The organism is Synechocystis sp. LEGE 06083, from assembly GCF_015207725.1.
GTDB lineage: Bacteria > Cyanobacteriota > Cyanobacteriia > Cyanobacteriales > Microcystaceae > Synechocystis > Synechocystis salina.
The window spans coordinates 1-9,712 of the sequence record NZ_JADEWJ010000139.1 but is presented as its reverse complement, the minus strand read 5'-3'; the positions used below and the strand labels follow the sequence as shown (position 1 = coordinate 9,712).

Below are 9,712 nucleotides of genomic sequence, written 5' to 3'. Positions count from 1 at the left end.
AGATAAGACTGTGGAAGTAACTTTCTACGTTTGATGGCTAGGGCTTTATGGATCGTTGGGCTTGGGGCGACGCATTCCTTTGCCCAGATAGGCAATGCAAAAAGTAGTCAGGGCCATCATGGTTAAATTGAAGTTCTGGGTGGTTCCCCAGAGGGTGAGGGGACAGAGGAGAAACACCGCTAAACTGAGGTAGGTTTTTGCTCTGCCTGAACCGGACTTTTGTTTAATTTGCTTAGGTTTATTGCCAACCTTGGTAGAGAAAAATAATTGCTTCAACCGGCGGTAACTCTTCATACGTTTCTGTTGTATTACTCGTGGAATTGATCCTTAAAATTCTAGTTATTCCAGTCATGAAATGGGTCTTGAAGACCTCCCCCACTCCCCAGTTAAAAAGCAAACTTCAGCCGCAGTGTAACCAAAATGCAGATGGGTATGGAAGGGATAATTCTGAACTTTTACCCACTTTTCTAGGCTGGCAAAAGCATACAAACAACGTGGGCAACCTGGCCATGGGTATCTAGAATGGGTGAAAACCAAGCATCATAGAACCAAGTGCCATGGTCAACCCGTTCCAATTGCACACTGACGGACTCAATCACATTGTTAGCTAAAGCATGGCTGATCAAACTTTTTAATTCGTTAGCTTCGGGTAACAAATAATAAATCGATTTACCAATGCTTTCTTTGGGGTCAAGGCCAATTTGTGCTAAATATTTTCCCCCACATTTTAGCAATACTCCTTGGTTATCTAAAATGAAAATCACACTGGGAAACCATAAAATAGCCTGGTTTAAGAGGTCATCTTCCTGTTGGATCAGGGTCTCATTTTGTTTATGTTTGGTTTGAATGCGGGCATTGTTCAAGACTAGGGCAATTAATTCCGCCGTTTTTTCCATGGCGATGGCAGAAGCCGGGGTGAAATGGTCCGCTTGGGAATGCATCAGGGTTAAAATCCCCAACAATTCGTCTCCCCAAACAATGGGAACCCCCAGGGCCGACAGGGCATTGTAGGGTTCGTCGGGCAGTTTCAGCCAACGGTAATCCTTAGTGGTGTCGTTAATTAATCCCGTTCTTTTATTTTCCCTGACCCAACCCGCCAGTCCTTTATCCAACACTTGGCCGACAAGATTTTTTTTCTGATTTTGGTCGGTGGCTCCCCTGGCCAAAATACTCTCCGTGACGCGGCCGTCGCCATCTAGTAAGAAAAGACTGCCCAACTGGGCCCCCGTTTGGTGAATGGAGGCTTCCATGGTTTTTTGCAACGTGGCCTTAATCAACATCCGTCCCGCGGAGACGTTGGTGAGGGAAATAAAGCCTTTGAGAATTTTATTTTGGATATCCAGGGTGTTGTTACTGGCTTTGAGGCTGGCCAACTCCTGCTCTAGGGCTTCGATTCTGGCTAGAGACAGATCTGGATTGGGATCGTAGATGCTCATACACGGAGGACGATTAAAATTGGCCTAGATGCTTTTATCCTAATCTTCTTGGGGATTTTCCGGTTGTTAAAGGGAAGACTTTTCCTTGATCTGGTGGGTGAGTTGCAGTAAATGATAGCGATATTGACCGCATTCTACCCCTTGCTGGCCAAAGTTTTGGCAGTTTCGGCAATATAGTTGGCGATCGCCAGGGAACCACCGGGGGGACCAATGCGTTCTTGCCCGTTCTGCCGACAGCTTTGTTGATAATGGTGATCTGCCAAAATTTCCAGGGCTTTCTGACTAGCTTGACTGATTAAATTGGCTTCCTGGGGATTTTGGCCAATGGTGGTGACGGAACGGCCTAATAATCGCATTTGAGCTTCCGCAAAACCATAGGTAAATTGGGGGCCACGGCCAGGAATTTGTAACACTGGCTTACCTAAACCCACGGCCTGTTCCACCGCAGTACCGGCCATGCCTAACACTAAATCCGCCTGCTGCAGAATGTCGGCAAATTGCTGCCAGGAAAGATGAATGGTGCAGTTCCCCCGTTCCAGGCGATCGCCGTGGCATTGCCAACCATGCTCCACTGCCAAGGTTTGTAGATGCTCCACCGTCACTGCGGGCACGAGGGCGGCCCAAAAATCCACTACTTTTTCCTGGGCAATGGCTCTACAGAGGGGTAATAGTTGGCCCAAATTGTTTAACGCTTCCGGCACCCGGCTACCGGGCAAAAGGGCAATGAGGGTGTTGCTGTGCCGTTGCAATGGCTGTCCCGTCGGTTGGAGAGCGTCCATGATCGGATAGCCCAAACAACGAATATTAATGCCCCGTTGTCCTAAATCCTCCGCTGTTAAATGGTCTTTGGCGATCGCCCCGAGACAATGGCAAGATTTTAAACACCAGGCCACAGTAAAGGGCAAGGGTAACCGGCCTTCGTAATAACTGGAATTGGCCACCAAAAAACTCAGGTAGGGCTTACCACTGAGACGGGCAAAGGCCAAGGGCACAATGTCACCGATCGCCACAATGAGGTCAAATTGATGTTTTTGTTTGAGTAGGTCCTTAATTTGCTTAATGGTCAGGCCCACTAAACCACCAACAATGTCTTGCCACCAAGTCAAAAAGCCAGTGTAAATTAGCCCCCCGGAGGGCAGAGGTTGGGTCGGGGCAATGATGCTAATTCCCCTCTGTTGATAGGCCTTGCCTTCCCCCACCAAGGGCAGGGCAAACAGATCAAATTCCGGTGATCGCCGTTGTAGGGCATCGATAATCAAGCCGGCGTTGAGGTCTTCTCCGTGGCCGTTACTAATGAAAAGGATCTTCACTGGGGTAATGCGAATAGAGCCACTTTGGTCATTCTGACTCTTGATTGTGATGATTTAGGGAAGACAAAAGTTTGGGTTGAAGCATCTCGGTTCTTTGGCCTGTAAGGGGAAAACCTTGTTCTTGCCAATGCTTGAGATCCGCCACAATCGCGTGGATGTTGTAGCCATGTTTGGCCGCATACTCATCTCGCAAGCGTCGTGTTTCTTCAACTATATGATCATTCCACATCAGAATTAACTCCGAGCAGTTCCTCGGGAGTGCAAAGGATAGGGGACTCAAAGCCAAATTCTCGGCAAGCACGTTCAATAGGGTGACGTTTAACTGCGTTGGCAATGTGTTTACAATTCCAGGTAAGCAAAAAATTAAGTTGGTGGTAAGCCGCTATTGCAATATGTAATGCGTCCGCCACTGCGTTCTGGGGGAGGGCCGCTCTTTGAATAAGATATTCGGAAAGAGCTTCAGCTTCTTGGGTAATAGCAATAACGGGAATGTCCTGCAACCATTCTAAACGGGCCGATGCGGCCTCTGGGTTTCCGTTACTGGCTTCCCGAAGCACCAGGGCGGAAGTGTAGAGAGAAAAATTGATGCGCTCTGTGGCCCACCATTCGTAGCTGATCTGTTGATGCCCTGCGGCAACCACATCCCGGCTGGGACGGGCTGCGAGATAGCTAATCACACTTGTTTCGACGTAAACCGTACTTTTCATGGTTTAGACCAAAGTGTCTATTGATAGGTTTTCCCTATCCCCACCAAGGGCAGAACAAACAGATCAAATTCCGGCGATCGCCGTTGTAGGGCATCGATAATCAGGCCGGCGTTGAGGTCTTCTCCGTGGCCGTTACTAATGAAAAGGATCTTCACTGGGGTAATTAGAACCAAACCGCTTCAGTCATCTTTATCGTTGTCGTCATTGTCATTATCTTCCTCGTTATCATCATTGTGGTCATCATTGGCATGATTGTCGTTATCCCCGGCCCTATCTTCTTGCTGTTCCATGTTCTGTTGATTTTGTCTACCTTCCTCTTCCCGATTACCACCGCCGCAACCACTGACCACTAACAAACAACCCACAACAAGCAAAGACAAAAGTAAGCCAGGTTTAAACATTGTCCTCAATTCCCTTAGATTGCAAAAAAATGACGGTGGTTACCCTTAGGTAACAACAGTTACAGTTTGCGATCTTAACGTTTTTCTTGGCGTTGGCGGATAATGTTTTCCACCTGGGAGCCCAAATCCAGCAGACGTAAATTTCCCCCATTGCCCTGCCACGTGGCAAACAAGCAGAGATAACGACCCATGGGGGCGATCGCCGTGATAGTTTCCCCTAGGGAAAAATTGCCAAATAGAAAACCCTCATAATCCAACAGAGCCACTTCCCCATGGCGATCGGCCAGCAAGTAACCCCAGGGAAAAGGCTGAACGAATTGGGGCTGGACATTTAAAGCAATGCGATTGACTTTTAGGGGTTGCAGGCGAATCAAAATACCGGCTTGGGGGGCATCATCGGCCAAGCCAAACAGATGGTTACGGGAGTAGCGGTTAACCACCAATTGAGACACTAAAAAAGAAAGGCGAAATGCCGGAAACACAGACCCCCGCCGATTAAATAGGAAAAAAACAGTCTGACGGTGACTCGCAGTTGATGGTGACTGCACTAACAGGCCATGGTTTTGATCTAGTGTGAGCAGTTGGCAAGGACATCGAGTTGGCAATGCCGGGGCCACCGCTAAGCAGAGGTCAGTCCGCCATACCTGAAAGTAACCTTTAGCACTGTTTTGATCGCCCACCACCACTGCCAGGGTTTTGCCCCCGGGGCTCAGGTTAGCCAACAGACGATCTGCTTGCAAATTGATGCAGGGCTTGGGTAGGCAAAGATTCCTAAGTAGGGTTTCTCGCCATTGGTAAAATTGCCATTCTCCCGTTTCACCCCCCTGGATTAACAGGCTAATTTGGTCTTGGTTTACCTCCAGGTTAGCCATGGTTCCCGGCAAACCCAAAGACCATCGGGGCAAGGGATGGTGCTCGAAATTGCCGTCGCCATATTGCCATAGGTACAGTTCGGTCCCATTGCCCAGATACAGCCAAAGTCCTGCCCTGGTTAGGTGGTTGACGGGAAATAGCAAAGGGGTACTGTGTTTAACCGTGGCCGTAAAAGTCAGCGAGGCCGGGGCAAGGTGATGGTAAAGATAGCCGTTAGCCTGGGTGAGACTCTGTTCCAATGCTTGTTTTTGGGCCGTTGCCAAAGCACTGGCCATGGATGCGGCACTGGAAAATCGCCGTTGGGGCAATTTCTCCAAAGCTCGTTGGACGATGGAACCAAGCAAGGGGGGAAATTCCGGCGGTAAAGTTAGGCGGGTATTGAGATGGGCCGTCTGTAAAGCTTTAGGAAATCCTGAAAATGGGCGATCGCCGACAATGAGCTCGTACAGCAAAATGCCCACTGCATAAATATCGGAAGCCACAGAAAATTTGCCGTAGAAGCGTTCCGGGGCCATATAGGCGGGGGAACCAGTATAACCTTTGCCGAAGTTAGGATTGCCCGTTTTTGCCGTCAGGCGAGCAATGCCAAAATCTGATACTTTCACCTGCCACCCCTCTCCCCGCGGAATTAACAGGATATTTTCTGGTTTGAGGTCACAGTGGACAATGTCATGCTGATGGGCCTGGGCCAAACCCAGCAATATCTGTCGTACTAGGTCTATTTTTCCCGCCACACATAAATCTCCATCCCCATCGATAATGTCCCGTAGAGTTCCCCCCTCGCAGTAATCCATCACCAAATAGCGCCCCCCAGGATGGTATTCCAAGCCATGGCAAGCCACAATGTTGGGATGGCGTAGGGTCAGCAGATAGGACAGTTCCCGCAGAAATTTGTTGGTGGGAAATACCCGGTGCTCCAAATCCTTGAGGGCAAACATTCTACCCGTAAGCCGGTGGATAGCACAGTAAACCCGTCCGAACTGTCCCTGTCCAATTTGTCCAATAATTCTATATTGGGAGCGGGGAAACAGTGGCATAACCGCCACATTGGCAGTCTTCACCATAAAAAACACGCCTAGGACAGGGAGTGACTCTATCTTACCTTTGTCCCAGGCGATTATTGCTGTTGTTGTTGTCTTGGAGGCAATGGGGGAAGTCTTGGCCAACGGGCTGAAACCGCAGCTTTAACCAAATAAGTTGGCCGCCGTGGTGTCGCTTTCTTCCGTCAACAGGGGTTTAATTTCCCGGTCTGGATCGGCAATGTAAGCTTCATGGTCAACACCATCCGCTGGGGCCATTACCGCGGTGGCTTCCACTTCTAGCTCCAGATCTTCCACTGGCCCTTCATAGTACTGCTTATGGAGAGCCCTGGCCACTTCATAATTGTCCAAATCCCCTTGGTCAAAATAGAGCTTGTAGGCCTGACGTAAATCGTCCGTGGCTTGCTTGCGGTTATCTAGGCGGGCGTAGGCCATGCCCCGATGGTGAAAAGCACCGGCCAAATCGCCCCTGAGACGAATGGCTTCCGTGCAATCCCGCACTGCTTCGGTCCAATCTTCCAAGCGGAAATGGCTCAAGCCCCGTTGGTAATAAGCCTCAGCATGGGGATAGGCGGCAATGCTTTGGGTGCAGATTTCCATGGTGCGTAACTCCTGAACCACAGCAACTAGGTCTTGATGTTGGTGGTCTAGGCTTTCATGGGTCTGTGCAGCGATTGCCCGGAAAGCTTTGGTCAAATTTGCTTGGTTAGCGGCGATCGCCTGTTGCTGTTGACCGAGGGAAGTGTGAACATCCCCTTGGAATTTTTGTAGATATTCCTGCAGATGGGCTTGGTTTTGGTTCACCAACTGGACAATCTGGGCCGCTGTGGCCTGTTGATTGGCCAGCAAATGCTGTTCCAATTGCTTACGGTTAAATAAATGGAGTCCGACCCCGGCCGCCACTGGAATTACCCCGGCTGCTGGGTTAGCAGGCAAAACCACACTGGCGATCGCCCCACCGATTAACGCTACCACCGACAAACCATCCCAGAGCCCGGATTTGTAGCCCGTGGTTGGGGCCCCATTTCCCTGGGAAGTTACCGTTTGTTCATTAACTTGATTTTCCATCATAATCCTGATTCCTTTGCCGACAATGGATAGAACACAGATTGCTAGAGCTCAGAAAAGCCCATCAACAGAGTTTGAACATGCTGGGCATCCTATGGAAGATGGGAGAACCCCGCTGGAGATTTAACCAAACAAAGCTTCCTCTTGGTGAGTAAGAATTTTGCAATTGGCAGTGGCATAGGCCGCACAGAGCAACACACAACCCGCCGCCAATTCCTCCGGCTTGAGGAAATCAGATCCCTTATCCGTATGCTCAATGGTTCCCTCCAGTAATTGACCTGCACAGGCCACACAGGACGCCGCCCGACAGGAATAGGGCAAATCCAATCCCTGATTTTCCGCCGCTTCGAGAATTAACTCATCCGCTGCCACCTGGATGGTGACATCACTGCCCGTGGCCGGATTGACCAAATTAACGGAATAAAGCGTACCCATGAATGATCCAAACAATTGATTCAAAATTAGCCCATTAGCTACTGAGAATGGTGTGGTCCAACTTCAGCGCTGGCAACACCATTGCCACCTCATCAGGTTCCAGAAATTCCTTAATAGTTTCCTGGATCACTTTATAACTAATCTTGGCGTACTCAGTATAGTTGTAAGCACGCACAATAGTTTGGTACCAAATCAATAAACCCTCCCGCAGGCGGTCTAAATCCCCAAATAAAATGGCCGTAATTGAACAACGGAACACATTGGTCATATCCCGCCGACAAATTTCCGTCACATCCCGATCGCCCATGTGGAAAGTATCCTGGGGCAGGTTCCGTTTTTCCGCTTCCCAGCGGTTAATAATTTGTTCTTCGTTGTCCCGGATTTTTTCATAGGCACTAATACGGATTTCCGCCGTATCTAACAAATCCTGCAAAAACTGCAATTCTTGATCCGTGGCGTAACGGCCATCGGCATCAATGGTCAAACGAGTTAGGGATTTAAACATCAATCACATACCTCATAAAAATAAAAATCAAACTGCCCCCATGGGCCGGTGCCTACTCATCCACATCCTTGGCAATTTGGATTTTGGCTGCCTGTAACTGATCTGCTAATTGACTAATCATCGAACGGGTAATTAATTTACCTTTTTCCACCAGGATGCCCCCATCCCGAGGATTTAAAATGTTTTCCTCCGCCCGACGGCCAATCAGTTCCTCGATGTCCTCGATTTCACTGACGTACATCCCAGCGGGCAACTCCACCACCACCCCTTCGTCCAACACCCGGGCCTGGCAGGCCAAGCGGGAGCGGCCATTATGGGTAGTAATCACCTCTAGGGTGCGCTGTTCCCGACGGTTGAGGGGGGAAAGACTTTCCATCCCAGCGGTGACGTAAACGTGACAAGTGGCACACATCCCCCGACCACCACACTCCTTCATAATCCGCAAATCTTGACTAAGTAATCCTGAAAGCAGATTATCGTTAGTCTCAATGGCGACTTTTAAATTGATGGGGTCGAGTCTAATGGTTTTAGCCACACAATCCTCCTTAGTGCTGTAATACTGATATTAGCCCTGTTGGCGACAGAGCAATTCCATAATGGTGGCATGGTCATGGCCTTCCGTTAACCAAGCAGAAACTGGTTTAAGGCGCTCCTTCAGGCCGAGGATGAAAAGATTTTTTTCCGCCCCCAGGGACTCACAGACGGTTTGCTCACAATGGAGCTTTTCACCGGTTAACTGTGAGAAAAAGGCGGCCAGCATGCCCGCTTCCAGGAAACCCATGGGGCTTTTACCCTGGAGAGCACAGGCCACAAAAGGGGAATTAATCACCTCGGCCACAATGAAGCCGTTTTGGTAGTATTTCAAGTCGATATCCACCAGGCCGTAACCGTGGGATTTCCAACATTGTTTAAAGGTCTGCAGAAATTCCACCATGGCCATGGCCTGGATTGGCTTGCCATAGTATTCCTGCAGTTCGTCGGCAAAGCGCTTATAGAAAGCACTGCCCCAGGTTTTGCCACAGGCGGTGAGAGCCACCCCAGCCCCAATGCCTAGTTCGGAATCTAGGGCGGTGAATAGACCCTTGATGAGGGTATCGGGCAGGGCAATCAGACGGGCTCCACTGCGATTTTCCAACAGGCCAAACTCGTTATCCCCTTGGAGATAAACGTCCGGGGCAAAGTAGTTACCTTTGGGGGGTTGGGCATTAATCAGAGCATTTACGTCAATCATCGTTACTCTCCTAGGGTCATCATTTCTGCTTCTTCCTCTGGGGCGGGCGCAGGGGCCTGGCCGAGGATGGTTTGGTCTGCCTGGGCTAAAAAGGGTTCTAGGAGATGGTATTGGAGGGGCTCCAACAGGGACTGTAACTGTTCTTTTAGTAATTCCGATACCCTGGTTTCCATCGCCACCATTTCATGGGCCTGTACCACTCCCTCTAGCCACTCCAACAAACGGTATTGTAGGTATTCAGGATTACTCAGGAGCATCGCCATGGCTCCGTAGCGCAAAATGCTAATCCAATGCAGGAGAGCTTGGTGCAGTTGGGCCACCGGTGCATCGTTAAATTCCATTTCCAATTGGTCGGCGATCGCCTGGAAAAGAATAGTTTCCCTATCCCGCAGGAGGCGGTAGGTGTTTAACCGTTCTTGCATTAAGCCTAAATTTTTGCGGAAGGAAATAATTTCCAGAGGATGGAGATAATGGTCTTCCGCCCGATGAAAGAGCCGTTCAAAATCCTTTTGCATAATTTTATGGACCCCTAAAATAAATCGGAAAGATCTTCCAAACCAATGGCCGGTTCTACCTTGGTCACCGGCGCTTTTTGTTCTAGTTGTTCTAGCTTGGCAGGGCGAGAACTGGCGATCGCCAATGGTTGAGGCAATGGCTGACCTTGCCACTGAATACCCCGACAAAAATCCGCCACCGAGGCTGTGAG

The 9,712-nt window shown here is 49.5% G+C and carries 13 protein-coding genes; all 13 read right to left on the bottom strand.

Annotated features, from left to right (window positions below):
* Positions 1-45 precede the first annotated feature (45 nt).
* Entirely contained in the window at positions 46-294 is a 249-nt protein-coding gene (locus tag IQ219_RS11625; RefSeq protein ID WP_194072704.1) for a hypothetical protein, read from the bottom strand.
* 173 nt (positions 295-467) lie between these two features.
* On the bottom strand, positions 468-1,436 hold the full coding sequence (locus IQ219_RS11620) for a GAF domain-containing protein (RefSeq protein ID WP_194072703.1): 969 nt from the start codon (positions 1,434-1,436) through the stop codon (positions 468-470).
* Between the two features lie 134 nt (positions 1,437-1,570).
* The gene (locus IQ219_RS11615) at positions 1,571-2,746 is read right to left on the bottom strand and encodes a lipid-A-disaccharide synthase-related protein (RefSeq protein WP_194072702.1); all 1,176 of its coding nucleotides are present in this window, start codon (positions 2,744-2,746) and stop codon (positions 1,571-1,573) included.
* Positions 2,747-2,964: 218 nt separating this feature from the next.
* The gene (locus IQ219_RS11610; RefSeq protein ID WP_194072701.1) at positions 2,965-3,453 is read right to left on the bottom strand and encodes a type II toxin-antitoxin system VapC family toxin; all 489 of its coding nucleotides are present in this window, start codon (positions 3,451-3,453) and stop codon (positions 2,965-2,967) included.
* A gap of 17 nt (positions 3,454-3,470) precedes the next feature.
* Entirely contained in the window at positions 3,471-3,608 is a 138-nt protein-coding gene (locus IQ219_RS11605) for a hypothetical protein (RefSeq protein WP_194072706.1), read from the bottom strand.
* Between the two features lie 24 nt (positions 3,609-3,632).
* Positions 3,633-3,854, bottom strand: coding sequence for a hypothetical protein (locus IQ219_RS11600; protein WP_190598648.1), 222 nt, complete (start codon positions 3,852-3,854; stop codon positions 3,633-3,635).
* 74 nt (positions 3,855-3,928) lie between these two features.
* Positions 3,929-5,791: a serine/threonine-protein kinase gene (locus IQ219_RS11595; protein ID WP_228016982.1), complete on the bottom strand. Its 1,863-nt coding sequence runs from the start codon at positions 5,789-5,791 to the stop codon at positions 3,929-3,931.
* Between the two features lie 120 nt (positions 5,792-5,911).
* Entirely contained in the window at positions 5,912-6,838 is a 927-nt protein-coding gene (locus IQ219_RS11590) for a tetratricopeptide repeat protein (RefSeq protein WP_194072700.1), read from the bottom strand.
* 120 nt (positions 6,839-6,958) lie between these two features.
* Positions 6,959-7,270, bottom strand: a complete 312-nt coding sequence (locus IQ219_RS11585) for a 2Fe-2S iron-sulfur cluster-binding protein (RefSeq protein ID WP_194072699.1) — start codon at positions 7,268-7,270, stop codon at positions 6,959-6,961.
* A gap of 34 nt (positions 7,271-7,304) precedes the next feature.
* A complete protein-coding gene (locus tag IQ219_RS11580; protein ID WP_194018750.1) occupies positions 7,305-7,775 on the bottom strand; it encodes an allophycocyanin in 471 nt (156 codons plus the stop codon).
* 52 nt (positions 7,776-7,827) lie between these two features.
* Positions 7,828-8,310, bottom strand: coding sequence for a 2Fe-2S iron-sulfur cluster-binding protein (locus IQ219_RS11575; protein ID WP_190598644.1), 483 nt, complete (start codon positions 8,308-8,310; stop codon positions 7,828-7,830).
* Positions 8,311-8,340: 30 nt separating this feature from the next.
* Positions 8,341-9,006 (bottom strand): V4R domain-containing protein, encoded by a 666-nt coding sequence (locus tag IQ219_RS11570; RefSeq protein ID WP_194072698.1) that lies wholly within the window; start codon positions 9,004-9,006, stop codon positions 8,341-8,343.
* 2 nt (positions 9,007-9,008) lie between these two features.
* Entirely contained in the window at positions 9,009-9,521 is a 513-nt protein-coding gene (locus IQ219_RS11565) for a phycobilisome protein (protein WP_190598642.1), read from the bottom strand.
* Positions 9,522-9,712 lie beyond the last annotated feature (191 nt).